Origin of the sequence: Micromonospora sp. WMMD712 (genome assembly GCF_029581295.1) — a bacterium.
GTDB lineage: Bacteria > Actinomycetota > Actinomycetes > Mycobacteriales > Micromonosporaceae > Micromonospora > Micromonospora carbonacea.
Genome location: NZ_CP120743.1, coordinates 2,478,787 through 2,503,669 on the forward strand (window position 1 = coordinate 2,478,787; position 24,883 = coordinate 2,503,669).

General features: G+C 75.8%; 22 protein-coding genes. 10 read left to right on the forward strand and 12 right to left on the reverse strand.

Annotated elements, in window-relative coordinates; translation table 11 throughout:
- Positions 1 to 155 precede the first annotated feature (155 nt).
- Together O7633_RS10300 and coxB are read right to left on the reverse strand one after the other, a co-directional pair.
- Positions 156 to 584, reverse strand: coding sequence for a cytochrome c oxidase subunit 4 (locus O7633_RS10300; protein ID WP_282327538.1), 429 nt, complete (start codon positions 582 to 584; stop codon positions 156 to 158).
- 10 nt (positions 585 to 594) lie between these two features.
- On the reverse strand, positions 595 to 1,566 hold the full coding sequence (gene coxB, locus O7633_RS10305; RefSeq protein ID WP_178065894.1) for a cytochrome c oxidase subunit II: 972 nt from the start codon (positions 1,564 to 1,566) through the stop codon (positions 595 to 597).
- 169 nt (positions 1,567 to 1,735) lie between these two features.
- Here coxB and O7633_RS10310 point away from each other — a divergent pair, with 169 nt between their 5' ends.
- Both O7633_RS10310 and O7633_RS10315 read left to right on the forward strand, forming a co-directional pair.
- A complete protein-coding gene (locus O7633_RS10310) occupies positions 1,736 to 2,887 on the forward strand; it encodes an aminotransferase class V-fold PLP-dependent enzyme (protein WP_282327539.1) in 1,152 nt (383 codons plus the stop codon).
- A gap of 62 nt (positions 2,888 to 2,949) precedes the next feature.
- A complete protein-coding gene (locus tag O7633_RS10315; protein WP_282328518.1) occupies positions 2,950 to 3,213 on the forward strand; it encodes a sulfurtransferase TusA family protein in 264 nt (87 codons plus the stop codon).
- Positions 3,214 to 3,318: 105 nt separating this feature from the next.
- Here O7633_RS10315 and O7633_RS10320 read toward each other — a convergent pair whose 3' ends face one another.
- Positions 3,319 to 3,540 (reverse strand): DUF397 domain-containing protein, encoded by a 222-nt coding sequence (locus O7633_RS10320; RefSeq protein WP_282327540.1) that lies wholly within the window; start codon positions 3,538 to 3,540, stop codon positions 3,319 to 3,321.
- Positions 3,541 to 3,555: 15 nt separating this feature from the next.
- The gene (locus O7633_RS10325; RefSeq protein ID WP_282327541.1) at positions 3,556 to 4,404 is read right to left on the reverse strand and encodes a helix-turn-helix transcriptional regulator; all 849 of its coding nucleotides are present in this window, start codon (positions 4,402 to 4,404) and stop codon (positions 3,556 to 3,558) included.
- A gap of 105 nt (positions 4,405 to 4,509) precedes the next feature.
- Between O7633_RS10325 and O7633_RS10330 the strand changes: the two genes are divergently transcribed.
- Complete coding sequence (locus tag O7633_RS10330; RefSeq protein WP_282327542.1) at positions 4,510 to 4,884, forward strand: hypothetical protein; 375 nt, start codon at positions 4,510 to 4,512, stop codon at positions 4,882 to 4,884.
- A 207-nt stretch (positions 4,885 to 5,091) separates the two neighbouring features.
- Here O7633_RS10330 and O7633_RS10335 read toward each other — a convergent pair whose 3' ends face one another.
- From O7633_RS10335 to O7633_RS10345, 3 genes are all read right to left on the reverse strand, one after another.
- Positions 5,092 to 6,069, reverse strand: coding sequence for a carbohydrate kinase family protein (locus tag O7633_RS10335; protein ID WP_282328519.1), 978 nt, complete (start codon positions 6,067 to 6,069; stop codon positions 5,092 to 5,094).
- A 288-nt stretch (positions 6,070 to 6,357) separates the two neighbouring features.
- Positions 6,358 to 6,726: an iron-sulfur cluster insertion protein ErpA gene (gene erpA / locus O7633_RS10340; RefSeq protein WP_013735179.1), complete on the reverse strand. Its 369-nt coding sequence runs from the start codon at positions 6,724 to 6,726 to the stop codon at positions 6,358 to 6,360.
- Between the two features lie 193 nt (positions 6,727 to 6,919).
- Positions 6,920 to 8,080 (reverse strand): glycerate kinase, encoded by a 1,161-nt coding sequence (locus O7633_RS10345; RefSeq protein WP_176734854.1) that lies wholly within the window; start codon positions 8,078 to 8,080, stop codon positions 6,920 to 6,922.
- Positions 8,081 to 8,152: 72 nt separating this feature from the next.
- Between O7633_RS10345 and nadA the strand changes: the two genes are divergently transcribed.
- The 3 genes from nadA (at position 8,153) to O7633_RS10360 (ending at position 11,605) form a co-directional block, all read left to right on the forward strand.
- Positions 8,153 to 9,352: a quinolinate synthase NadA gene (gene nadA / locus O7633_RS10350; protein ID WP_282327543.1), complete on the forward strand. Its 1,200-nt coding sequence runs from the start codon at positions 8,153 to 8,155 to the stop codon at positions 9,350 to 9,352.
- 212 nt (positions 9,353 to 9,564) lie between these two features.
- Positions 9,565 to 10,920, forward strand: a complete 1,356-nt coding sequence (gene murA, locus O7633_RS10355; RefSeq protein WP_074474807.1) for a UDP-N-acetylglucosamine 1-carboxyvinyltransferase — start codon at positions 9,565 to 9,567, stop codon at positions 10,918 to 10,920.
- An 88-nt stretch (positions 10,921 to 11,008) separates the two neighbouring features.
- On the forward strand, positions 11,009 to 11,605 hold the full coding sequence (locus tag O7633_RS10360; protein WP_074474806.1) for a DUF3043 domain-containing protein: 597 nt from the start codon (positions 11,009 to 11,011) through the stop codon (positions 11,603 to 11,605).
- 61 nt (positions 11,606 to 11,666) lie between these two features.
- Here O7633_RS10360 and O7633_RS10365 read toward each other — a convergent pair whose 3' ends face one another.
- The 3 genes from O7633_RS10365 to O7633_RS10375 are packed head-to-tail and all read right to left on the reverse strand — an operon-like array spanning position 11,667 to position 14,237.
- Complete coding sequence (locus O7633_RS10365) at positions 11,667 to 12,668, reverse strand: ATP-binding cassette domain-containing protein (protein ID WP_282327544.1); 1,002 nt, start codon at positions 12,666 to 12,668, stop codon at positions 11,667 to 11,669.
- A complete protein-coding gene (locus O7633_RS10370; protein ID WP_282327546.1) occupies positions 12,665 to 13,471 on the reverse strand; it encodes an ABC-2 family transporter protein in 807 nt (268 codons plus the stop codon). The genes O7633_RS10365 and O7633_RS10370 overlap by 4 nt, the downstream gene beginning before the upstream one ends.
- A complete protein-coding gene (locus tag O7633_RS10375; RefSeq protein WP_282327547.1) occupies positions 13,464 to 14,237 on the reverse strand; it encodes an ABC-2 family transporter protein in 774 nt (257 codons plus the stop codon). Before O7633_RS10375 ends, O7633_RS10370 begins: the two co-directional genes overlap by 8 nt.
- A gap of 238 nt (positions 14,238 to 14,475) precedes the next feature.
- Here O7633_RS10375 and O7633_RS10380 point away from each other — a divergent pair, with 238 nt between their 5' ends.
- Positions 14,476 to 19,629, forward strand: a complete 5,154-nt coding sequence (locus O7633_RS10380; protein WP_282327548.1) for a WG repeat-containing protein — start codon at positions 14,476 to 14,478, stop codon at positions 19,627 to 19,629.
- A gap of 61 nt (positions 19,630 to 19,690) precedes the next feature.
- Entirely contained in the window at positions 19,691 to 20,689 is a 999-nt protein-coding gene (locus O7633_RS10385; protein WP_282327549.1) for an aldo/keto reductase family protein, read from the forward strand.
- A 67-nt stretch (positions 20,690 to 20,756) separates the two neighbouring features.
- Here O7633_RS10385 and O7633_RS10390 read toward each other — a convergent pair whose 3' ends face one another.
- Together O7633_RS10390 and O7633_RS10395 are read right to left on the reverse strand one after the other, a co-directional pair.
- Positions 20,757 to 21,557 (reverse strand): site-2 protease family protein, encoded by an 801-nt coding sequence (locus O7633_RS10390; protein ID WP_074474801.1) that lies wholly within the window; start codon positions 21,555 to 21,557, stop codon positions 20,757 to 20,759.
- The gene (locus O7633_RS10395) at positions 21,557 to 21,757 is read right to left on the reverse strand and encodes a hypothetical protein (protein WP_074474959.1); all 201 of its coding nucleotides are present in this window, start codon (positions 21,755 to 21,757) and stop codon (positions 21,557 to 21,559) included. Before O7633_RS10395 ends, O7633_RS10390 begins: the two co-directional genes overlap by 1 nt.
- 208 nt (positions 21,758 to 21,965) lie before the next feature.
- Between O7633_RS10395 and O7633_RS10400 the strand changes: the two genes are divergently transcribed.
- On the forward strand, positions 21,966 to 24,059 hold the full coding sequence (locus O7633_RS10400; RefSeq protein WP_282327550.1) for a bifunctional adenosylcobinamide kinase/adenosylcobinamide-phosphate guanylyltransferase: 2,094 nt from the start codon (positions 21,966 to 21,968) through the stop codon (positions 24,057 to 24,059).
- Complete coding sequence (locus O7633_RS10405) at positions 24,049 to 24,840, forward strand: adenosylcobinamide-GDP ribazoletransferase (RefSeq protein WP_282327551.1); 792 nt, start codon at positions 24,049 to 24,051, stop codon at positions 24,838 to 24,840. The genes O7633_RS10400 and O7633_RS10405 overlap by 11 nt, the downstream gene beginning before the upstream one ends.
- Positions 24,841 to 24,883 lie beyond the last annotated feature (43 nt).

Consider the following 24,883-nt stretch of genomic DNA (forward strand, 5'->3'; position numbering starts at 1 on the left):
GGGCCCCGCTGACACCGCCATGTCGGCGACATGGAGTCGATCATCGGTCCGACCACACGCCGCGAAGCGTCCTCTCGCCCCGGCCGGTCCCCGACGCGGAGAAGCCCGCGTCCCCTCACCGGGGACGCGGGCTTCTTCCATAAGCCGGCGGGTGCTCAGTGCTCGGCGGTGCGCCGGGTGCCGCTGTAGTACTCGAAGAGCAGGCCGCAGGCGGCGAAGACGACCGCCACCAGACCCAGGCCCAGCAGCCAGAACTGCCAGAAGACCAGGCCCAGGCCGGCGAGCGCGGCGGCCAGCGCCAGCCCGAACGGCCAGTAGCTGCCCGGGCTGAAGAAGCCGATCTCGCCCGCGCCGTCGGCGATCTCGCCGTCGGGCCGGTCCTCCGGGCGCAGGTCGATGCGGCGGGAGACGAACCAGAAGAAGCCGCCGCACATCGAGCAGAGCAGGAACGACAGCAGCAGCGCCACGGTGCCGACCCACTCGACCTGGCCGCCGGAGTCGCCGTACGTCCAGGCGCCGTAGAGGATCGTCGCGCCGAGGAGGAACCCGGCGATGATCAGGAAGATACGCCACTCGGTCTTCATGCCCGTTCCCTCAGCTTCCCGTGCCGGCCGCGACGTCGTCGGGGTTGAAGTTGGCCGTGTTGCGCCGCGTGTCGAACGGCTTGGTCGTGCTGGCGTACGGGTCCTCGCCGATGGCGGTGAGCGCCTCCTGCGTCGACTTGCCGTCGCGCTTGGCGGCAAGGAACTGGTCGTACTGCTGCGGGGAGACGACGCGCAGCTCGAAGTTCATGAAGGCGTGGTAGCTGCCGCACAGCTCGGCGCAGCGGCCCACGTAGGCGCCCTCGGCGTCGAGGCTGGAGACCTCGAAGACGTTGCGGATGTTGCCGGGCATGACGTCCCGCTTGAACAGCATCTCCGGCACCCAGAAGGAGTGCACGACGTCCTTGCTGGTCTCCTCGAACCGGATGGACCGGCCGGTCGGCAGGACCAGGATCGGGATGACCTCGCTGGTGCCGAGCACCGACGCCACGGTGTTGGCGTCCTTGCCCTGGCCGTCGCGGTAGTTGAACTGCCAGTTCCACTTGAAGGCGACGATCTCGACGGTGACGTCCGGGTTCTTCGTCGTGCGCACCACGTCGGTCTGCACGACCGCCGTGTAGTAGAAGAGAACCGACACGATCAGGATCGGGGCGATCGTGTAGAGGAACTCCATCGGCAGGTTGTAGCGGGTCTGCACCGGCAGCTCGTTGCCCCGCTTGCGGTAGCGCACGACGCACCAGAAGATCAGGCCCCAGACGAACACGCCGACCGCGAGCGCCGCGATGCAGGACGCGATCCACAGGTCGTACATCCGGTTCGCCTCGGGCGTGATCCCGCCCTGCGGCCAGCCGAAGCCGCCGAACGTCTTGCCGACGTCGCAGCCCGTGAGCGAGACCAGCAGCGCCGCGCCGCCGAGGCCGAGCCCGGCGAGCCGACCAGCGCCACGCCGGCGGCGTCCACCGGCTCCCGGAGAAGCGCTGTGCCGTACGGCCGGGGGCCGTACCTCCGAACTCCTTGCGACCACCTGGTCCTGCCTCCCTAGCGCGCCGTGGCGGTTGGTTGTCCCCGTACCAGCGGCAAAGGCGTCACCGACGGTCGCAGATTACTCGACCATGACGGGCAGAGCCGTGTTGGGGTGGCCGTACGCCCCCTTCGGGGGGATCGTCGGCGTGCCGGCGCGATAGCGTCGGGCCGTGAGCGCATCCCCGGTCTACCTGGACGCGGCCACCGCCGCCCCGCCGCACCCGGTCGCCCGGCAGGCGCTGCTGGCCGCCCTCGACGACGGCTGGGCGGACCCGGCCCGGCTCTACGGCCAGGCCCGCCGGGCCCGCCAGCTCCTCGACGCCGCCCGGGAGGCCGCCGCGGCGACGCTCGGCGTCCGCGCCGACGAGCTGTCCTTCACCCCCAGCGGTACGGCGGCGGCGCACTCGGCGGTGCTCGGTGGCCTGGCCGGGCGGCGACGGGTGGGCGCGACGGTGGTGCACTCGGCGATCGAGCACTCGGCCGTTCTGCACGCCGCGCAGCGGCACGTGGCCGGCGGCGGCAGCGCCGTGTCGGTGCCGGTGGACCGGCTCGGCCGGCTCGACCTGGACGCGTTCGCCGCCGCGGTCCGCGCGCCGGGGGTAGCCCTCGCGGCGCTGATCGGGGCCAGCCACGAGGTCGGCACGGTGCAGCCGGTCGCTGGGGCAGCCGCCGCGTGCGCCGCCGCCGGGGTGCCGCTGTACGTCGACGCGGCGCAGCTCGTGGGCCGGGCACCGGTGCCGGCGGGCTGGTCGGTGCTGACCGCCAGCGCGCACAAGTGGGGCGGGCCGCCGGGCGTCGGGCTGCTGGTGGTGCGCAAGGGCACCCGCTGGGAGTCGCCGTGGCCGGCGGACGAGCGGGAGTCGGGGCGTACCCCCGGGGTGGTGAACCTGCCGGCGGTCGTGGCGGCGGCGGCGAGCCTGCGCGCGGCGGCGGCCGACGCGGCGGCCGAGGCGGCCCGGCTGTCGCCGCTGGTGGACCGGATCCGGGCCCGGGTGGCGGCGGAGGTGCCCGACGTCGAGGTGGTCGGCGACCCGGTGGACCGGCTGCCGCACCTGGTCACGTTCTCCTGCCTGTACGTCGACGGGGAGGCGCTGCTGCACGCGCTGGACCGGCGCGGCTTCGCGGTCTCCTCCGGCTCGTCGTGCACGTCGTCGACGCTGCGCCCGTCGCACGTGCTGGAGGCGATGGGGGTGCTGTCGCACGGCAACGTGCGGGTCTCGCTGCACCGGGAGACGACGGTCGCCGACGTGGAGCGGTTCCTCGCCGAGCTGCCCGGGATCGTCGCGGGGCTGCGCGCCGAGGCGGGGGTGGTGGGGCTGTGAGCGGGCCGGGCCGGGGGGTCGGACCGGCGGAGGAAGCCGCGGAGGGAACGGCCGCCGCGCCGGTGGAGGGGTCCGCCGGCACTCCGGCACAGGAGGCCGCCGCCGCTGCGGCGGAGGTGCTGGACTGCCGGGGGCAGCGGTGCCCGCTGCCGGTGATCAGGCTGGCCCGGCGGCTGCCGGAGCTGCCGGTCGGCGCGGTGCTGCGGGTGCTCGCCGACGACCCGGCGGCGGCCGTGGACATCCCGGCGTGGTGCCGGATGCGCGGGCAGGAGTTCGTCGCCGCCCACGCCGAGGGGCCGGGCTACGACGTGCGCCGCGTCGGTTGAGCCGCCTCGCGGCGACGCCGCTGGGCGGGTGCGAAGCGCGGCGTCTGATCGTCTGCGGCTGACCGGCGCTCGCCTCGGCGTGTCGCGCCGGTCAGCCGCAGACGATCACGAGACCGGGCGCAGCCGGGTGAGGGTGCCGGCCGTGGTTGCCGTGACGAACGCCGTCCACTGATGGGACGGGAAGACGAGCGTCGGGCCGGACGGGTCCTTGCTGTCCCGCACCGCCATCACGTCGGGCAGCACGGCGCACTCCACGCAGTCGCCGTTGTTGGCGCTGCGGCTGCTGGTGAACCAGCGGGCGGCGGCGAGGTCGGGGGTGGTGGGCATGGCGGCCTCCAGGGGCTATGACGCGCCGGCCAGCTCCCTGATCAACGCGCGCGACTCGGCGGGTGAGAGGGCGACCTGGCGCAGGTTGTCGGCCACCATGCTATAGGTCCGCACGCCGTCCGGGTCCTGCACGTACATCGCCCCGTCCAGCACCTCCGTGTAGGCGATCGGCCGCACGTTGGCGAAGTCCAGCAGGACGAACTTGCCCAGCGGCGTCGCCGCGTGCGGTCCGTCCTCGGGGCGGAGCACCTGCACCGTCACGTTCGGCAGCTCGGACATGGCGGCCAGGTGCGCGAGCTGCGCCCGCCGGGTGGCGTCGCCGTCGACCCGCAGCCGCAGCGCCGCCTCGCCGATCACCGCGTGCAGGGTGAGCGGCTCGTCGTCGGTGAGCCGCCGGGCGCGGGCCTGCCGGAAGGACACGAACCGCTCGGCGTGGTCGGGTCGGACGAAGCCGGTGCCCAGGGTCAGCGCCTGGGCGTACTCCTCGGTCTGGAGCAGGCCGGGGATGACCATGGACTCGAACACGAACGCGCCGTCGGCCAGCCCCTCCAGGCCGACGTACGTCTTGAACCAGTCCGGCATCACGGCGGCCCAGGGCGCCCACCAGGTCTTCGCGTCGGAGCGGTTGGCGAGCGAGGTGAGCCGTTCGATGGCCGCCCCGTCCGCGCCGCAGGCCCGCAGCACGGTCGCGATGTCCTCGGGAAACTGCTGGTAGCGGCCGGTCTCCATGTGGCCGAGCTTCGGCTTGCCGATCCCGGTGCTGGCCGCCAGCTCGGTCAGCGTCATCGGTGCCTCACGCCGGTAGCGGTTGAGCTCGGCCCCGATCAACCAGCGCAGCGCCGAGGGATCCGTTCGCGTGCCCATGCATCGCCTCCATGCTCGTGTACCGACGAGAACATCATGCCGTCGCTACTTCCATCGAGCAAGGATCCACGCTATACGTATAGCAACCGACCTTTGGAGGTGGCCATGCCCGATCCGACGATCGCACCGCTCGGCACGCCCATCGCACCGCCCGGCACGCCCATCGAACCGCCGCCCATCGCACCGCCGCCCACCCCACCGCTCGGCACGCCCGAGGAGCTCCACCGGATGCTGGTCGAGCTGGTGAGAGAGTTCGCGCCCCACCGGTTCGCGATCTGCGAGGAGCACGGCGACCGGGTCGACGGCGAGGTCGTCGCCTGGGGCATGGCGTTCGCCGAGGGTGCCCTGCTGCGCTGCGACGACCAGAGCGCGACCGGGCACTTCACGAGCGCCGAGAGCGCGCTGCGGCTGTTCGCCCGCACCGGCCGTCGGCTGCGCCTGATCTGGATCGACGCCCTGCCACCCGCCACGATCCCGTGAGCCATGTTGGACGACCCGCGCGCCGGCCCCCACCGCCCGCCAGCCCTGAGCCACCCCCCGGCGACGCCGCCACCCCTGAGCCGCCTCCCGGCGACGCCGCTGGGCGGATGCGAAGCGCAGCGTCTGATCGTCTGCGCCCCACCGGCACGACACGCCGAGGCGGTTGCCGGTGCGGCGCAGACGATCACTACCGCTACGGCACCCCCGCTACGGGAGGAGGTGGGGGCGGATGTCGCCGGCCGCCTGGTCGCCGTAGGACTCCGCCAGGCGCTTGACGAACACGTCGGGGCGCACCTCGTATTCCTGGGTGCCGACCGTCTCCAGCACCAGGGTGGCCAGCAGGGAGCCGACCTGGGCGGCGCGCTCCAGGCCCAGCCCCCAGGAGAGGGCGGCGAAGAAGCCGGCCCGGAAGCCGTCGCCGACACCCGTCGGGTCGACGGCCTGCGCCTCGCGCGCGATCGGCACGTGGATCGTGTCGAAGTCCCGGCCCGCGATCTCCACCCCGTTGCTGCCCAGCGTGGTCACCCGGATCTTCACCCGGTCCAGCAGCTGCGCGTCGCTCAGGCCCGCCTTGCTCTGGAGCAGCGACTTCTCGTACTCGTTGGTCATGAGGTAGTCGGCGCCGTCGATGAGCCCCACCACGTCGGAGCCGTCCATACGGGCGAGCTGCTGCGACGGGTCGGCGACGAAGGCGTACCCCCGCTCGCGGCACTCGGCGGAGTGCCGCAGCATCGCGTCGGGGTCGTTGGCGCCCACCAGGACGAGGTCGAGCCCGCCGAGCCGCTGCGCGACCGGGGCCAGCTCGATGTTGCGCGCCTCGCTCATCGCCCCCGCGTAGAAGGAGGCGATCTGGCACATGTCGGTGTCGGTGGTGCAGACGAAGCGGGCCGTGTGCGCCACCTCGCTGACGTGCACGGACTCGCAGTCGACGCCGTGGCGCTCCAGCCACGAGCGGTAGTCGGCGAAGTCCGCGCCGACCGCGCCGAGCAGGATCGGGCGCAGGCCGAGCTGGCCCATGCCGAAGGCGATGTTGGCGGCCACCCCGCCGCGACGCAGCACCAGGTCGTCCACCAGGAAGGACAGCGAGACCTTGTCGAGCTGGTCGGCGATGAGCTGGTCGGCGAACCGGCCGGGGAAGCTCATCAGGTGGTCGGTCGCGATCGAGCCGGTCACGGCGATCTTCATGTCAACCCTCGCGGTCGGGAGCACGGCGCGGGTCAGCCTACCGGTCCGCCCGGTGTCGTGGTCGGGGGTCGGACGGGCGGCGGTCACCTTCCGCTCACCTTTCCGTCACCCTGCGCGGAGCCGGGACGGATCCGTGCCGGTCACGCCCGTGGCCGGGAGACACGGACGGTAGGGCCGCGCGGAAAAACGGACGGCGGGGCCACCCCGTCCCGGGGCGGCCCCGCCGTTGCCGGACGAGCGGGACCCAGCCGGAGGCGGCCAGGCCGACCGGCTGAGGTCAGGCGGGACTCAGCTGAACGAGTCGCCGCAGGCGCAGGAGTTGCCCGCGTTGGGGTTGTCGATCGTGAAGCCCTGGGCGTCGATCCGGTCGGCGAAGTCGATCGTGGCGCCGGCCAGGTAGGGGGCGCTCATCCGGTCGACGACGACCTCGACGCCGTCGTAGTCGGTGACGACGTCACCGTCGAGCGAACGCTCGTCGAAGAAGAGCTGGTACCGCAGGCCGGAGCAGCCGCCCGGCTGCACCGCCACCCGGAGCCGCAGGTCGTCGCGGCCCTCCTGCTCGATCAGGGCCTTGACCTTCTGCGCCGCGACGTCGGTGAGGACGACGGAAGTAGGGGCCTTGGCCTCGGTCGACTCGGTCTGCGCTGGCGTGGTCACGTGGAAATCTCCCTGCGCGGTCTGGGTCTGGACGCACTGGCCAACGTCGTCCGTCGCCCAGTGATTCCCGATGTGTTCGCAGATCCGATGGTACGCCGCCCCCGCCGGGACCACCCGGTCGACGTGACCGGGGCCCCAGGCCGGGCCTGCCCGGCGGCGGGCCGGCCCCGGGCGGCGGGCACGCTGCGGGCGCTCAGCGGCTCCACTGGCGGGCCAGCCGCGCGCCGAGCTGGCGCAGCCCCTCCGCCGGGCGGCTCAGCGCCGCGTCGAGCCCGCCCCGCTCCTCGCCGCCGAAGTGCTCCACCAGGCTGTACGCGTCGGTGACGCCCGCCGAGGCGGCCTCGCGCCGCCCGGTGCTCACCTGCCCCGCCAGCACCACGCAGGGCACGCCCCGGTCCCGGGCGGCCCCGGCCACCCCGGCCACGACCTTGCCGCGCAGCGACTGGTGGTCGAAGGAGCCCTCCCCGGTGATCACCAGGTCGGCGGCGTCGAGCGCGGCGGGCAGGCCGATGGCCTCGGTGACCAGGCCGATGCCGGAGGCGCACCGGCCGCCGAGGGCGAGGATCGCCGCGCCGAGGCCCCCGGCCGCTCCCCCGCCGGGCAGCGCGCCGAGGCCGGGCGGGCACCCCGGCAGGTCCTTTTCGAGTACGCCCGCGAAGCGCTCCAGCGCGGCGTCGAGCAGCAGCACGTCCTCGCGGGTCGCGCCCTTCTGCGGGCCGTAGACGTTGCTGGCCCCGTGCAGCCCGAGCAGGGGGTTGTCGACGTCGGTGGCGGCGACGAGGGTGGCCCCGCGCAGCCGGGGCGCGCCGTCGAGCCCGGCGACCGCCGCCAGCGCCGCCCCGCCGTACGGCAGGGCCCGGCCGGCCCCGTCGAGCGGGGTGACGCCCAGCGCGGTCAGCAGCCCGGCCCCGCCGTCGTTGGTGCCGGATCCGCCCAGCCCGACCACCACCGTGCGGGCCCCGTGCTCCACGGCGGCGGTGACCAGCGCACCCAGCCCGTACGAGGTGGTGGCCTTCGGGTCGCGCTCGGCGGCGGCGAGCAGGTGCAGGCCGCACGCCTGGGCGCTCTCCAGGTAGGCCGTGCCGTCGTCGGTGACCAGGATCTCACCGTCGGTGGGGCGACCGAGCGGGTCGACGGTCGGCACCGGCACCCGACGCCCGCCGAGGGCCTCCGCGAGCACGGCCACGAACCCGGGCCCGCCGTCGGCGAGGGGGCGGATGAGCAGGTCGTCGCCGTCGGCCACCTCCCGCCAGCCCTCGGCCACGGCGGCGGCGACCTCCTGGGCGGGCAGCGTTCCGGCGAACTTGTCGGGGCAGAGCAGCACGCGCATGCCGAGCAGTGTGGCAGGCCACATCGGCGCTGGGCAGTGTGGCAGCACACACCGGCGCGGGCTGCCTTGTCGCCCGGCTGTGGAACCATGAGTGGCGTGACTTCGACCTGGGTGGAACCCTCCAACACCGCGACGGCCCTGCTGCTGCTCGGCCGTGGCAGCGACCCCGCCACCGAGCGTGGCGTGGAGTGTCCGGGCGACCTGCCGGCGCCCAGCGACCCCGACCTGGTGGCGCGGGCCGCGGCGGCCAAGGCGAAGCTGGGTGACAAGGTCTTCGTGCTGGGCCACCACTACCAGCGCGACGAGGTGATCCAGTTCGCCGACGTGACCGGCGACTCGTTCAAGCTGGCCCGCGAGGCGGCGGCCCGGCCGGACGCGGAATACATCGTCTTCTGCGGCGTGCACTTCATGGCCGAGAGCGCCGACATCCTCACCTCCGAGCGGCAGCGGGTGGTCCTGCCCGACCTGGCCGCCGGCTGCTCGATGGCGGACATGGCCGTGCTGACCCAGGTGGAGTCCGCCTGGGACACGCTGACCGAGCTGGGCGTCGCGGCGCAGACGGTCCCGGTGACCTACATGAACTCGTCGGCGGACATCAAGGGCTTCGTCGGCCGCAACGGCGGCGTGGTGTGCACCTCGTCGAACGCGAAGCGGGCGCTGGACTGGGCGTTCGAGCAGGGGTCGAAGGTGCTGTTCCTGCCCGACCAGCACCTCGGCCGCAACACCGCAGTGCTGGAGCTGGGGCTGTCGCTGGACGACTGCGTCCTCTACGACCCGCACAAGCCGGGCGGCGGGCTGACCCCGGAGCAGCTGCGCGACGCGAAGATGATCCTGTGGCGCGGGCACTGCTCGGTGCACGGCCGGTTCACCCTCGACAGCGTCGAGGACGTGCGGGCACGGGTGCCGGGGGTCAACGTGCTGGTGCACCCGGAGTGCCGGCACGAGGTGGTCACCGCCGCCGACCACGTGGGCTCGACGGAATACATCATCCGGGCCATCGAGGCGGCCCCGGCCGGCTCGGCGTGGGCGGTCGGCACCGAGCTGAACCTGGTGCGCCGGCTGGCGCTGGCCCACCCGGACAAGCAGATCATGTTCCTGGACAAGGCGGTCTGCTACTGCTCCACGATGAACCGGATCGACCTGCCGCACCTGGTGTGGGCCCTGGAGGAGCTGGTGGCGGGCCGGGTGGTCAACCAGATCACCGTGGACGCCGACACCGCGCACCACGCCCGGGTGGCACTGGACCGGATGCTCGCCCTCCCCGGCGCGGACACCCCGCCCCCGGCGAGCACCTGACCACCCTGCGTGACCGGTCCAGCACCTTATGGTGCCGGAAGCGCCGATTCGTGCCCTCCGGCGCACGGTGACCGTCTCCATTTTCGTCACCGAGGGCTATGCTGCCGGGGCGACGACACACGCGCCCGTTTTCATCCGGCCGCATCACGGGTAACCCCCATATCGCCCGCATCACCATCAACTACGGCAGCACCGACGCGCTGGAGGTTGCGTTGACCGACGACGTCCTGGTCGTACACGGAGGCACTCCGCTCGAAGGGCGGATCCGCGTGCGCGGCGCGAAGAACCTGGTTTCCAAGGCGATGGTCGCCGCCCTGCTGGGCGACAGCCCCAGCCGGCTGTTCGACGTGCCGCGGATCCGCGACGTCGAGGTCGTGCGGGGGCTGCTCGGCCTGCACGGCGTCAAGGTCACCGACGGCGCCGAGGACGGTGAGCTGGTCTTCGACCCGGCCAACGTCGAGAGCGCCAGCACCGACCAGATCAACGTGCACGCCGGCTCCAGCCGCATCCCGATCCTGTTCTGCGGGCCGCTGCTGCACCGGCTCGGCCACGCGTTCATCCCCGACCTGGGTGGCTGCCACATCGGGCCGCGCCCGATCGACTTCCACCTCCAGGCGCTGCGCGAGTTCGGCGCCACGGTCGACAAGACCCCGGAGGGCCTGCACCTGTCGGCCCCCAACGGGCTGCACGGCACCAAGTTCGCGCTGCCGTACCCGAGCGTGGGCGCGACCGAGCAGGTGCTGCTCACCGCCGTGATGGCCGAGGGCGTCACCGAGCTGCGCAACGCCGCCGTCGAGCCGGAGATCATCGACCTGATCTGCATCCTGCAGAAGATGGGCGCGATCATCAAGGTGCACACCGACCGGGTGATCGAGATCCAGGGCGTGCCGAAGCTGCACGGCTACACCCACCGGCCGATCCCGGACCGGATCGAGGCGGCGAGCTGGGCGGCGGCGGCGCTGGCCACCCGCGGGCACGTCGAGGTGCTCGGCGCGCAGCAGGCCGACATGATGACGTTCCTCAACATCTTCCGCTCCGTCGGCGGCGAGTACGAGGTGACCGACGCCCGGCCGCCGAAGCTGGGCGACCCGGGCCAGGAGGGCGGCATCCGGTTCTGGCACCCGGGCGGCGAGCTGAACGCCGTGGCGCTGGAGACCGACGTGCACCCGGGCTTCATGACCGACTGGCAGCAGCCCCTCGTCGTGGCGCTGACCCAGGCCCGGGGCCTGTCGATCGTCCACGAGACGGTCTACGAGCAGCGGCTCGGCTACACCGAGGCGCTCAACACGATGGGCGCGAACATCCAGGTCTACCGCGACTGCCTCGGCGGCACCCCGTGCCGGTTCGGCCGGCGCAACTTCAAGCACTCGGCGGTGATCGCCGGCCCGAGCAAGCTGCACGCCGCCGACCTGGTCATCCCGGACCTGCGTGCCGGGTTCAGCCACCTGATCGCCGCGCTCGCCGCCGAGGGCACCTCCCGGGTGTACGGCGTCGACCTGATCAACCGCGGCTACGAGGACTTCGAGGCGAAGCTGGCCGACCTGGGCGCCCACACCGAGCGCCCGTAGCCTCACCCGCAGTAATCCTGCTCACGTCCGCCCGCGCCCGGTGCACCGCGATGTGCACCGGGCGCGGGCGTTTGGCTACCCTTTCCGCGTGCCGTCGCTGTTTCGCCGCAAGTCAACCGACCTCGTCGAGGATTCCGTCACCCCGGTGACGACCGACGAGGAGACCGCGCGCGCCCGCCGGGGCTACACCCCGGCCAAGGGCCGCGAGACGCCGAAGCGGCCGGTGGCCGGGCGTCGGCCCGCCGGCCCGACCAAGCCGCTGAGCAAGGAGGAGGCCCGGGAGCGGCGGCGGCAGTTGCGCGCCGAGTCCGCCTCCGAGTTCCGCCGCGAGGGCGGCCCGCGCGACCGGGGCCCGGAGCGGCTGTTGGCCCGCAACGTGGTCGACTCCCGGCGCACGGTGGGCACCTGGTTCTTCGGCGGGGCGCTGATCGTGCTGCTCGGCTCCAACCAGGCGATGCCGCCGGTCGTCCGGCTGCTGTCCAACATCCTGTGGGGGGCGCTCGCCCTCGGCGTGGTGATCGACTCGGTCCTGATCAGCCGCAAGATCAAGAAGCTGGTGCGGGAGCGCTTCCCCAAGTCCGACCAGCGCCTCGGCTCCCTCTACCTGTACGCGATCATGCGGTCGATCACCTTCCGCCGGATGCGCGCCCCGGAGCCCCGCGTCAACATCGGCGACCCGGTCTGACGGCTGTCCCCCCGCACGCGGGCGCGCTCGCGCCGCGTGCCGGCGCTCGACCCAGCGCTGGTTAAGAAGGGGCCCCTGCCATACCGGAAGCGTTAACAAGGGGCCCCTCCTTACCCGCGTACAGGCGGGCGACGACGTCCTCGATGTCCGGCTCGACGATCGACACGTCCCGCAGGGCGGCCCGCCCGGCCAGGGCGGCCACCACGTCGGCGACGCCCGCCGACTCCAGCGCGAAGACCAGCCGGTGCCCGTCGGCCTCCACCCGCAGCAGCGGGGCGCCCGGCAGCTCCGGCGGCTGTGGCAGGGCGGTGTCCAGGTCGGCGACGACGAGGCGGCGGGAGCCGTAGCGGTCGTGCAGGGCGGCGATCGAGCCGTCGTGCACCACCCGGCCGTGGTCGATCACCACGAGGCGCGGGCACAGCCGCTCGATGTCGGCCAGGTCGTGCGTGGTGAGCACGAGGGTGGTGTCGCCGGTGCGGCCGAGCTCGGCCAGGAAGCCCCGCACGGCCTGCCGGCTCACCACGTCCAGCCCGATCGTCGGCTCGTCGAGGAAGAGCACCTCCGGGCCGTGCAGCAGGGCGGCGGTCAGCTCGCCGCGCATCCGCTGGCCGAGGGAGAGCTGCCGCACCGGGATGTCGGCGAAGGCGTCCAGGTCGAGCAGGTCGCGGCAGCGGCGCAGCCGGGCGGCGTGCGCGGCGGCCGGCACCCGGTAGACGTGCCGCAGCAGGTCGAACGACTCCCGCAGCGGCAGGTCCCACCAGAGCTGGGACCGCTGGCCGAAGACCACGCCGACGCGCAGCGCCAGCCGGGTGCGCTCGGGCACCGGGCGCAGCCCGCACACGCGTACCCGCCCGGAGGTGGGGGTCAGCACGCCGGTCAGCATCTTCAGGGTGGTGGACTTGCCCGCGCCGTTCGGGCCGATGTAGCCGAGCAGCTCGCCGCGCTCGACGCGCAGGTCGACCCCGGCCACCGCCGCCACGGTGCGCTTCTCGCGGCGCAGCCGGCCGGCCTTGACCCGGACCGTGAACTCCTTGCGCAGGTCGCGCACGTCGATGACGCTCATGATCCCGTACTCCGGTAGTGGCGGACCCCGACGCGCCAGGCGGCGGCGGCGAGGGCGGCGGCGACCAGCGCGACGGCCGGCGAGACCCAGCCGACCCAGGCCGGCAGGCCGAGCGGGTCGGCCCGGCCGAGCAGCGCCAGCGCCGGCTGGTAACTGACGAAGGCGAACCCCATCCCGTACGCGAAGGCCGCGCGGAACCAGCCGTCGAAGATCGTGACGGGGTACGTCGTGAAGTCGCGCCCGCCGTAGGTGACCGAGTTGGCCAGCTCCCCCGAGTCGGTCCAGTAGAACGACACGGTGGCGGTGGCCACGAAGAGCGACCCGAAGAAGACCACCCCGGCCAGCGGGGCGGCCACCGCCAGCGCCACCCGGCCCGGGGTCCACTCGATGCCGGCGCGGGCCAGGGCCACCAGCAGCACGGCCAGGCCGAACACCGCCCGGGACACCTTGCGCAGCGGCAGGTCCATCAGCAGCAGCTGGGGCAGCGCGCCGAGCGGGCGCAGCAGCACCGCGTCGAACAGCCCGGTGCGCACGTACGCGGGCAGCCGCTCGACGTTGCCGACGAGCAGGTCGGCGGTGGCGAACGCGCAGGCCGACAGGCCCACCATGACCAGCGTCTCGCGCAGCGTGAACCCGCCCAGCTCCCGGGTCACCCCGAAGATCACCAGGACGGTCACCACGTCGAAGACGGTGGCCCCGACGTTGCCGACCAGGTCCACCGCGAACGACGCCCGGTAGGCGGCCTGCGACCGGGCCTGCGCACCGAGCAGCGCCCCGTACGCCCGCAGCCGGTGGTCAGCCACCCTGCACCACCAGGCGGCGCTCGGCGCGGCGCTGCACCAGCCGGCACAGGGCGAGGATCGCCGCCGCCCAGCCGACCTGCACCCCGACCAGCGCGACCTGCACGCCCGTCGGATCCCGCTCGACCAGCACGTCGAGCGGGGTCTGTAGGAGGCTCGGGAACGGGGTGGCCAGCTGCAACGCCAGGAACAGCCCGTCGGGCAGGAACGGCAGCGGGAAGTAGAGACCGGCGAGCACCCCCGAGCCGAGGGTCCACAGGATCTGCGGGCCCCGGACGTCCTGGAGCCAGTACGCGGTGGCGTTGACCAGGAACCGGCAGCCGAAGCAGAGCACCACCGCGACCGTCGCGGAGACCACGAACAGCGGCACGGTCGACCAGCGGGCCGGCAGGTGCACGTCGAAGAAGAGCGGGCCGACCAGGACCGGCGGCAGCAGCCGGGACACGCACGCCCAGCCCGCCCGGCCCAGGTCGGTGGCGAGGTAGCTGGTCACCGGGTGGACCGGGCGCAGCAGGTCGCTGGCCACGTCGCCGGTGCGGATCCGCTCGGCGAGCTCGGGCCGGCCCCACAGCAGGATCACCGCGAGCATGCCCTGCCCCGCCCAGACGAAGGTGGCGAACTGCGCCCGGTCGTACCCGGCCACGGCGCCCGCCTCGCCCGCCGCGCCGAGCAGGACGTAGCAGCGCAGGAAACCGAAGACGATGTTGGTGACGGCACCGGCAAGCGCGGCCTGGCGGTACGTGGCGTACCGGCGGAATCCGGATCGCACTATCGCACCGAATGTCCGAAACCATAGGATAACGTTTGACTCGGTGGGCGGTGCCACAGTGGCGGTGACAGAGCCCACGCCGTTACCCTCCTTCCGCAGCCACCCGCGCCGGACCGGGCGACTTTACCGGCAGGTGAGGTGCCCAGCTCGACAATTTCCAACGAGGTGACATCGCCGTGAGCGAGCGACGCGAGCCGGGCACCGGGGCTCGCCACGCGGGCGGCGACGGGACCTGCGGATGAGCGGCGACTTCATCGACCGCTGGCGCGATCCGGCCGAGCCGTCCTGGGTGTTCGAGCCGACCACCGAATGGCAGCCGCAGTTCCCGGGGCAGCGCTACCCGGGCGACATCGGCCTGCGGCACCAGCCGCCCCCGCCCCGGGGCCGCGCCGCCGCCGTCGGCCGGGCCGAGGTGCAGCCGGTCAGCCCCGCCCCGGACGGGCACGACCCGTACCGCCGGCCCGGATCCGACGAGCACGACCGGTACCGCCGCCCGACCACCGACCACGACCCGTACCGGCGTCCCGGCACCGAGCAGGACCCGTACCGCCGGCCGGTGGAGCAGGACGCCCACCCACGGCCGAGCGAGCAGGACGCCTTCCGTCGTCCGGTCACCGAGCCGGACGGCTACCGCCGGCCCGGCACCGAGCACGACCCGTACCGCCGGCCGGCGGACGACGGGCGACGCGCCGCCCCGGACGAGCGCGACCGCCACCGCCGACCCGCGCCCGAGGAACACGACCCCTACCGCCCGCGCCCCGCCGCCGACGCCCACGCCCCGTACCGGCGTCCCGCGCCGGGCGACGCCGCACCGTACCGCCGGCACGCACCCGACGACGCCGCACCGCACCGCCGACCCGGATCCGACGACGTCACACCGCACCGCCGGCACGCCGCAACCGACGAGCAGGCCCCGCACCGTCGCCGCGCCGCCGACGAGCACGCCCCGTACCGCCGGCCCCCCGCGCCGGACGAGTGGGGACCGGCGCGGCGCGGCTGGGAGGAGCGTGGGCCGGCCGAGGCGTACCCGCCGCGGCATCCCGCCCACGACCAGCCCGACCAGCCCGGCCGGCACGACCGGCGCTCCCCCGGCTGGACGCCGGACCGCGACGCGGCCGTCGGCCGGCACGACCCGCCACGCTACGACCAGCCACGCCCCGCCGACCCCGGCCGCCGGCCGGGGCCCGCCGAGGCGACCCCGGTCTCCCCCGCAGCCCGCAGCGATGCCGGATGGTTGCCCGAGCCGGACGAGCACCCGAACCGGCCCTACGGCGACCGGCCGGGGCCGGCCGCCGCCGGCTGGCCCGAACGCCGCCGGTCCACGCTGGACCGCGACGGCCGTGTCGGACCGGGCCCGGACGGGTGGCCGGGCCCCCCGGCGGCCGGCACCGGTCAGGGCGCGGACCGGCTGGACCGCCAGCAGGGCCGGCCCGCCGACGCGCCACGCCACCCCGCCGACCTGCCCGCACGCCCCGCCGCCGACGCGCCGCGCCACCCCGCCGACCTGCCCGCACGCCCCACCGCCGACGCACCGCGCCACCCTGGCGACCGGGGCGGACCGGCGCAGTACCGGGACGCCCGCCCCTACCGGGACGGGCGGGACGCCGCCGCGCAGGCGGAGGAGCACCGCGAGCCCGGTGTCCGGCCGGCCCCGCCGCGCGACGGTGCCCTGCCCTGGCCGCAGCCCGGCCAGCTCCGTCCGGACCTGGGCCGGAACCCCGCCCCCGCGAACCCGCGCCGGGGCGACCCGCGCCGAGGCGAGTGGCCGGCCGCCGACGGCCGCGGCGACGAACGGCCGGTCACCGACCGGTACGGGCCCCGCCCGTCGGTCGATCGCGCCGGCTCGCCACCGAGGCAGGACAGCGCCCCCGGCCCCCGGTTCGGCCCCCCGCCGCACCGGCCCGTCGAGCCGCACCGCCCGCCGGTCGAACCGCACCGCGCACCGGTGGAGCCACCCCGCCCCCCGGCCGAACCGCTGCGCCCGCCGACGGAGTCGCTGCGCCCGCCGGTGGAGCCCTGGCGTCCGGCGGCCGGACCGGCGCGGTTCCCCGTCGAGCCGCACCCGCACCGCCCGCCGGTCGAGCCGATCCGCCCACCGGTCGAGCCGCGTCGCCCGGTCGAGCCGGCCGCCGACGCGCCGCCGGCCGCACGGCCCGGCACGCCTCTCACGCCCGTCAGCGGACCGCCCACCACCGGCGTACCCGTGAGCGACGCCCCCGCCAGCGGACCGCCGGGCAGGCCGATCTCGGTGCCGCCGGTGGCCAGGCCGGCCCAGGGGCCGCCGGTGACCAGGCCCGTCGCGGGACCGCCGGTGGCCAGGCCGGTCTCCGCGCCGCCGACCGAGCTCACGCCGGCCGCGTCGGCGGCACCGGTCTCCGCGCCGCCCGTGCCACCCGCACCGACGCGCATCGTGCCGACGCCACCCGCGCCGTCGGCACCGGTCTCCGCGCCACCGACCGAGCCCGTCCCCCCGGCACGGCCGGTTCCCGTGCCACCCGCCGAGCCCGTCCCCGCGCCGCCCGCCGCCCGGCTGCGGCTGGAGTTCCTGCCCGCCCCCGCGCCGGCCGAGCCCCGGACCGTGCCCGGCGGTCCACCGGCCGCCGGGGGCGACACGGTACGCCCGGACGCCCCGGCCGCGACCGCCCCGGTCGCCGCTCCGCGGTCTGCCGAGCCATCGAGCCGCCCGCGACCGGAGCAGCCCGTGCCGCCGGTGCCGTCCGTCGCTCCGGAGTCGACGGATCCGACGCCGGAACCGCCGGCCGACGCCCCCGAACCGCAGGCCGCCCAGGGGCCGGACGAGCCGCCGGCTGCCGTACCGGTGGACGCGCCCGTCCCGACCGGCCCCGGGGGCTCCGCCACGCCCGGATCCGCAGCCAGGCCCGGGGCAGCCGCCGAGCCCGCACCCGTGGTCGAACCCGACGCCACCGCCGAGCCCGAAGGCACCGCGGGGCCCGAGCGCACCGTGCAGCCCGGGCCCGCCGTCGAGTCCCGGGCCGCCACCGGGCCCGAGGCCACCGGGCCCGAAGCCACCGGGCCCGAAGCCACCGGGCCCGAAGCCGCTGCCGGGTCCGCCGAGCCGGGCGTCACGACCGGCCCGGACGTGGCCGGCGAACCGGTCGTCGCCGCGGTCCCGGATGCCGCCCGCCCGCCGACCGTTCCCGCCGATCCGGCCGGGGACCCCGCGCCGGCGGGGACCACCGGCCGGGACGACACCACCGACCGGGACGAGAGCGTGATCGCCTCGATCGTCGACGTGCCGGCCGGCCGGGCGCGGGCGGCCGGGGCACCGGACGACGCCACCCCCGGCGGGGCCGACCGGCCTCGGGCGGTCGACGAACGGCCGTCCCCGGGGCCGGCAGGCGCGGCGACGTCGCCCCCGCCGGAGCAGTCCGACGCGTGGTTCCGCCCGAACAGACCGGTGTCGCCGGTCCCCGAGCCGGCCGCTCCCGCCGCCGCTGCGGACCCGGTCCCCACTCCGGTCCCGGCGCAGGTCTCGCCCCCCACCCCGGCACCGACCCCGGCTGCGGTGCCGGCCTCGTCGACCCGGGTTCCGGCTCCGGCCGACCCGGTGCCGGCGACGCCCGAGCCGCAGCACACCGGCGGTCCGGCCGACGCCGACGCGCGCCCGGCGACGCCGCAGGCTCCGGTCCCGGCCGACCGGGGTGTCGACCCGCGCCCGGTGAGCGCCGCGCCCGCGTCACCGGCGTCCGCACCGCCGCCGCTGTCCGCGCCGCCCGTGCCCACCCCGCCGGTATCCACCCGGCCCGTGTCCGCCCCGCCCGTGTCCGCCCCGCCCGTGTCCGCCCCGCCAGTGTCCACCCGGCCCGTGTCCGCCCCGCCCGTGTCCGCGCCCCCCGTGTCCGCGCCGCCGGCCCTGTCCGCGTCGCCCGGCGCTCAGCCGGTGCCGGAGCAGCCACGTCCCGCCTCGGCACCGCCCGCGTATCCCGGGTCCGGCGAATCCGCCCGGCCGGTGTCCGGCGTACCTGCACAGCCCGTGTCCGGTGTGCCCGCGCAGCCCGTGTCGCCGGCCGGGTCCGTCGTCGGGGCGGAGCCACGGCCCGGCCAGGAGCGGCGGGCCGCTCCGGCCGACCCGGAGCAGACGCTCGCGGCCCTGCGGTGGCGGCTGCACCCGGAGACCCTGCGCGAGGAGGCCGACGACCCGGAGCTGCTGCGCAGCGTACGGGAGGGGCTGACCGCCAAGCTCGACGTCGCCCTGGACAACCGGTCCCGGGCCCGGCTGCTGAGCCTGCGGGCGGTGGCGTCGCGCCTGCTCGGCGACCTGGGGGACGCGGCCGACGACGCCCGGCTGGCGCTGACGTACGCCGAGGCCACCGGCGAGTTGCGGCGGACCGCGCTGGCGCGGGCGCGCCTGGCCCACGTGCTGCGCTGGCGGGGCGAGTTCGCCGAGGCCGACCGGCTCTTCGCGGAGGCCAACTCGACGGAGCTGCCCGACCCGCTGCGCGCGGCCCTGCACGAGCACGCCGGCCGCTGCTGCTACGACCAGGGCCGGCTGATCGAGGCGTGCCAGCACTTCGAGCGGGCCCTCGACCTGCAACGGTCCGCCGATCCGGAGCTGCTCGCCCGCACCCGGATCGCGCTGGACGCGGTCGCCGAGCGGGCCCGGCGGGACGGCTTCGGCCCCTATCCACGCGGGCGGTCGGAGATCCTGCGGACGCCCCGGCCGCCGGTGCCGACGTACGACGAGGACCTGGACCGGTGGGGCTACGCCGACGCCGACGGCAACCTGGTGATCGGCACCGACTACGCCGAGGCGCAGCCGTTCCGGGAGGGCGTGGCCTGGGTACGCCGGCCGGAGGGCACCCGGTGGGCGCTGATCGACGACTCGGGCCGCACGCTGATCCAGGCCAACAACGGCTACCGGTCGGTCGGTTCGTTCTCCGACGGCCTCGCCTGGGTGTCGATGGACGGCACCGGCAACTGGATGGCGGTGGATCCGTCCAACATGGTGGTGATTCCGCCCGGTTTCGACGACGTGCGGCCGTTCCGGGGCGGGGTGGCGGCGGTCCGCGTCGGCGGGGGCTGGGGGGCGGTCGACCGCACCGGCACGGTGGTGGTGCCCACCCGCTACCACGGCTTCACCACGGCCCTGTTCGACGGCCGCTACGTCGACGGCTTCACCGACGAGGGGCTGGCCGTGGTGGAGTTGAACGGCCGACGCGGGGTGGTGGACCGCACGGGCCGGGTGCTGGTGGCCCCGGCGCACCCGGCGCTGGTGGTGCACCCGGTGGCGTACCTGGTCGGCGACGGCCTCGGCCGCTGGGGCGCGCTGGACCGGCGGGGCGCGCCGCTGATCGACCCGGTGCATCCGAGCCGCGACCGGGTGGTCGAGCAGATCGACCACCTGCTCGCCGACGCCAGCCCGCTGGTCTGACCCGAGCCGCCGCGCGCCCTGCGGGCAGGTGACCATGACGCGGGCGGGCTAGGGTCGCACCATGGACTTCCGACACCTGGGCCGTTCGGGCCTGCTGGTCAGCGAGATCTCGTACGGCAACTGGATCACCCACGGGTCGCAGGTCGAGGAGGACGCGGCGACCGCCTGCGTCCGGGCCGCGCTGGAGACGGGCATCACCACGTTCGACACCGCCGACACGTACGCCGGCACGAAGGCCGAGGAGGTGCTCGGCCGGGCGCTGAAGGGCGAGCGCCGCGAGGGGCTGGAGATCTTCACGAAGGTCTTCTGGCCGACCGGTCCCGGTCGCAACGACCGGGGCCTGTCCCGCAAGCACATCATGGAGTCGATCAACGGCTCGCTGCGCCGGCTGCAGACCGACTACGTGGACCTCTACCAGGCCCACCGGTACGACCACAGCACTCCGCTGGAGGAGACGATGGAGGCGTTCGCCGACGTCGTGCACTCCGGCAAGGCCCACTACATCGGCGTCTCGGAGTGGACGGCGGAGCAGATCCGGGCCGGCCACCGGCTCGCCCGGGAGCTGCGCATCCCGCTGGTGTCCAGCCAGCCGCAATATTCGATGCTGTGGCGGGTCATCGAGGCCGAGGTGGTGCCGACCTGCGAGGAGCTGGGCATCGGGCAGATCGTCTGGTCGCCGATCGCGCAGGGCGTGCTGTCGGGCAAATACCTTCCTGGCCAGCCGCCGCCGGCCGGTTCCCGGGCCACCGACGAGAAGTCGGGGGCGAACTTCATCGCCCGGTTGCTCACCGACGAGGTGCTGACCCGGGTGCAGCAGCTCAAGCCGTTGGCCGAGCAGGCCGGGCTGAGCATGCCGCAGCTCGCCATCGCCTGGGTGTTGCAGAACCCGAACGTCTCCTCGGCGATCGTCGGGGCGTCCCGTCCCGAGCAGGTGCACGACAACGTGAAGGCGGCCGGGGTGAAGCTCGACGCCGACCTGCTCAAGGCGATCGACGCCGTCGTCGACCCGGTCGTCGAGCGGGACCCGGGCAAGACGCAGTCCCCCGCGAAGCGGCCGTGAGGCGTCCCGGTCCGGTCGGCGCGGCACGCCGGCCGGACCGGGCCCGCCACCGCCGTTCGGGTGCGGGTCAGCCCTGCCAGAAGCGGATCAGGTCGAGGCCGGCGGCGTAGAGCCACGGGGGCAGGCCGAGCAGGTTCGCCACGGCGAAGACCGCGTCGAAGAACCAGCCGCCGAGGCGCGGGTTCCACAGCAGCGCGAACAGCAGGATGAACCCGAACGGGGCGAACAGGTCGTACATCCGTCGCCACTGCGGGTTCAGCCACGGCTGGATCATGTTGCCGCCGTCGAGGCCGGGCACCGGCAGCAGGTTGAGCACGCTGGCGGTGAGCTGGAGGAACGCCAGCAGCGCCAGGCCCGCCCAGAACTCCACCGACCCGCCGCCGCCGAAGCCGACCCGCAGCACCGCCACCAGCACCAGGGTGAACAGCACGTTGGTGGCCGGGCCGGCGAGGCTGACCAGGGTGTGCCGCAGCCGCCCCGGGATGGCGTGCCGGTCCACCCACACCGCGCCGCCGGGCAGGCCGATGCCGCCGAGCAGCACCACCACCACGGGCAGCACGATCGACAGCAGCGGGTGGGTGTACTTGAACGGGTTGAGCGTCAGGTAGCCCCGGTGGGCGATGTCGCGGTCCCCGGCCCGGTAGGCGACCACCGCGTGCGCGTATTCGTGCAGGCACAGCGAGACGAGCCAGCCCGAGACGACGAAGAGGAACACGTCGAACCGGACGTTGCCGAACCGGTTCCAGGCCATGACGCCGCTGGCCGCGAAGAGCGCGACCAACGCCAGGAACACCGGGCTGGGCCGGAAGGCCGCCCGGGGCACCCCGAGCACCAGCGGCTCGCCGCCGCCCGGGCGGCCCGGTGTCATCACTCGGCCGGGGGCTGGAGGCTCATCCGGTAGTCCACCCGGTCGTCCTCGACGAGCGTGACCGTCGTGACGCCGGATGCCGCGAGCTCCCGCCAGGTCTGGCCGATCCAGGACTCGGCGTCCGCCTGGCTCCCGAACGTCTCCGCCGGCCCCTCGGCCGCCGCGCCGTCCGCGCCCTCGTACCGCCAGCTCCACGCCATGCCGCGTCTCCCCTCGCCGCTGAAGTCCCCCTGGGACGAACCCCCGCAAGCGTAGTCGGCCCCGTGCCGGACGGCCCGCCGCTCCACCCGCCGGCCGGGCCGCCGGCGGCGGCGGGGCCGCCCGGGGCCCCGCCCCGTCCGCCCGAACCGTGGTCACCGGCGCGGGCCGACCGGCGGCGCGGGCCGCGGCGGCCTTAAGGTACGGGGCATGTCCGTTGACGGGTGGAACACGGTCCTGGTGCTCGGCGGGATCCGCTCCGGCAAGTCCGAGTTCGCGGAGTCCCTGGTCGCCGAGGCGCCCACGGTCCGCTACGTGGCGACCTCGGCTGCCGGCGACCCGACCGACGCCGAGTGGGCGGCCCGCCTGGAGGCGCATCGCGCCCGGCGGCCGGGGTCGTGGACCACCGAGGAGACCGCCGACGACCCGCGCCGGCTGGCCGACGTCGTCGCGTCGGCCGGGCCGAACGAGACGCTGCTCGTCGACGACCTCGGCGGCTGGGTGACCGTGCTGCTCGACCCGGCCCACCAGCCGGCGGACGACACGGCGACCATCGCCGAGCTGGCCGACGCGGTGCGGGCCTGCCCGGCGCGGTTGGTGCTGGTCAGTCCCGAGGTGGGGCTGTCGCTGGTGCCGACCACCCCGTTGGGGCGGGCGTTCGTCGACGCGCTCGGCGCGGCCAACCGGGCGGTCGCCGACGTCTGCGACGCGGTGGTGCTGGTGGTCGCCGGCCAGGCGTGCTGGCTCAAGGCCCCCGCCGCGCCGGGCGGCGGGGCCGGGGCGGTCCCCGCCCCGCAGGCGGCGGTCCCGGCTCCGGCCGCGACGACGGCCGCCCAGGCGACGGCCGCGCAGGGGGCGGCCGCCCAGGCGACGGCTACGGCGGCCGGCGGTGGGCACGACGACCGCGCGGCGCTGCCGCAGGTGCTGACCCCGACCACGGCGCCGGAGCCGGCCGGCGCGCCCTGGGCCGCGCCGACGATGGCGCTGCCGGTGGTCGCCACGGGCCTGGTCATCCAGCCCGGCATGGAGCTGCCGATGCCCGACGAGTACACCGGGCCGCAGGCCGTCGAGCGGCTGGCCACCCTGGACGTGCCCGGGGCCGGGCTGGGCGTGCTGGAGCGGGTGGTCGGCTTCGCCGCGGCCACCCAGGGCACGCCGACGCCGAAGCCCTGGGACAGCGTGCGGGTGCTGCTGCTGCACGGCGACCACGCCGGTGGGGCCGCCGCCGGCGCCCCGCCCGGGGAGTCGGCCCGACGGGCGGCGCAGGCCCGCGCCGGGCAGGGCGTGCTGGCCCGGCTGGCCGCCGAGAACGGCGCGAGCCTCCAGGTCGTCGAGACGCCGGCGTCCGAGCCCATCGAGCGCCTGCCGGCCCTGGACCACGAGCAGGTCGAGCAGGCCCTGCGGTACGGCTGGCGGCTGGCCGAGGAGGCCGCCGAGGCGGGCGTACGGCTGCTGGTGCTGGCGGCGTGCGGAGCCGGCACGGACGCCGCCGCGGCGGCGGTGCTCGCGGCGACGGCCGGCGCGGAGCCACCGGCGGTGCTCGGCCGGGTGGTGACGGCGGGCGGCGAGATCGACGACGCGGCGTGGATGCGACGCTGCGCGGCGGTCCGGGACGCGCTGCACCGCACCCGGCGCTCGCCCCGCGACGCCAAGGACGTGCTGGCCGAGCTGGGCGGCGGGGACATCGCGGTGGCGACCGGCGTGCTGCTCGGCGCGACCGCCCGCCGGCTGCCGGTGCTGCTGGACGGCCCGGTCGGCCTGGCGGCCGGCATGGTCAGCCGGGACCTGGCCGGGCAGGCCCGGCACTGGTGCCTGCTGGCCGACCACGGCGGCCACCCGGCGGTCCGGCTCGCCGCCGACGTGCTGGGCCTCGATCCCCTGCTGGACCTGCGGCTCGACCTCGGCGAGGGGGCGAACGCGTTGACCGCGCTGCCGCTGCTGCGCTCGGTGCTGTCGCTGGCCGCCGCGCTGCCCGCCCGGCCGGGCCCGGACGACGCCGCGACCGTGGCGGACGAGGCGGCTGCCGCAGGCGCGGACGGCGACGGTGCGGGCGGCGACGGCGACGGCGACGGTGCAGGCGGCGACGGTGCGGGCGACGGCGACGGTGCAGGCGACGCCGCCGCCGACCGTGACACGGACGGCGACGACGGCGGCGCGGAGTTCGTCGAGCCGGAGCCGGCCGGCCCGGGCCCGGCCACCACCGCGCCCACGGCCACCACCGCGTCCACGGGCACCACCGCGTCCGCCGGGGCCGCCGAGCCGGCCGGGCCGGAGCCGGATCCGGCCGGGCGGCGTGCCGACTGATCCCCACCCGGGTGGCGGGGGGCGCGTCGGCGACGGCCTGCGGCTGGCGCTGACCACGTTCACCGTCTGGCCGGTGCGCGCCGGCCGGGTCGACCGCGCCACGGCGGGCGTCGCGATGGCGTCCGCCCCGGCGGTCGGCGCCCTGCTCGGGGCGGCGCTGGCCGGGGTGCTGCTGCTCGTCGGGGCAGTCGCCGCGCCGCTGGTCGCCGCGGCGGTGACCCTCGGGGCGGGCGCGCTGCTCACCCGGGGGCTGCACCTGGACGGGCTCGCCGACACCGTCGACGCGCTGGGGTCGTACCGGCGGGGCGCCGCCGCGCTGGAGATCATGAAGAAGCCGGACGTGGGGCCGTTCGGGGTGGCCGCGCTGGTGGTCGTACTCCTGACGCAGGCCGCGGTCCTCGCCGAGCTGGCGGCCCGGTCGTGGCCGGCGGCGCTCGCGGGGGTGGTGGCGGCGACGGCGGCCGGGCGGCTCGGGGTCACCCTGGCCTGCCGGCGCGGCGTGCCGGCGGCCCGGCCCGACGGGCTGGGCGCGCTGGTCGCGGGCACCGTCGGCCCGGTCGCGGCGGGGGTCGGCGTGGCCGCCGTCGCGGCCGTCGCCGTCGCCGCCGTGCCGGGCCGCCCGTGGCAGGGGCCGGTCGCCGTGCTCGCCGCGCTCGCCGTCGCGGTGCTGCTGCTGCGCCACCTGGTACGCCGCCTCGGCGGCATCACCGGCGACGTGCTCGGCGCGACCGTGGAGGTGGTGACCACGCTGGTCTACCTGGGGCTGGCGGCGACCCGCTGATCCGGACGCGCCGGGGCGGGTAGCGTTTCGGGCGACAGGCCGG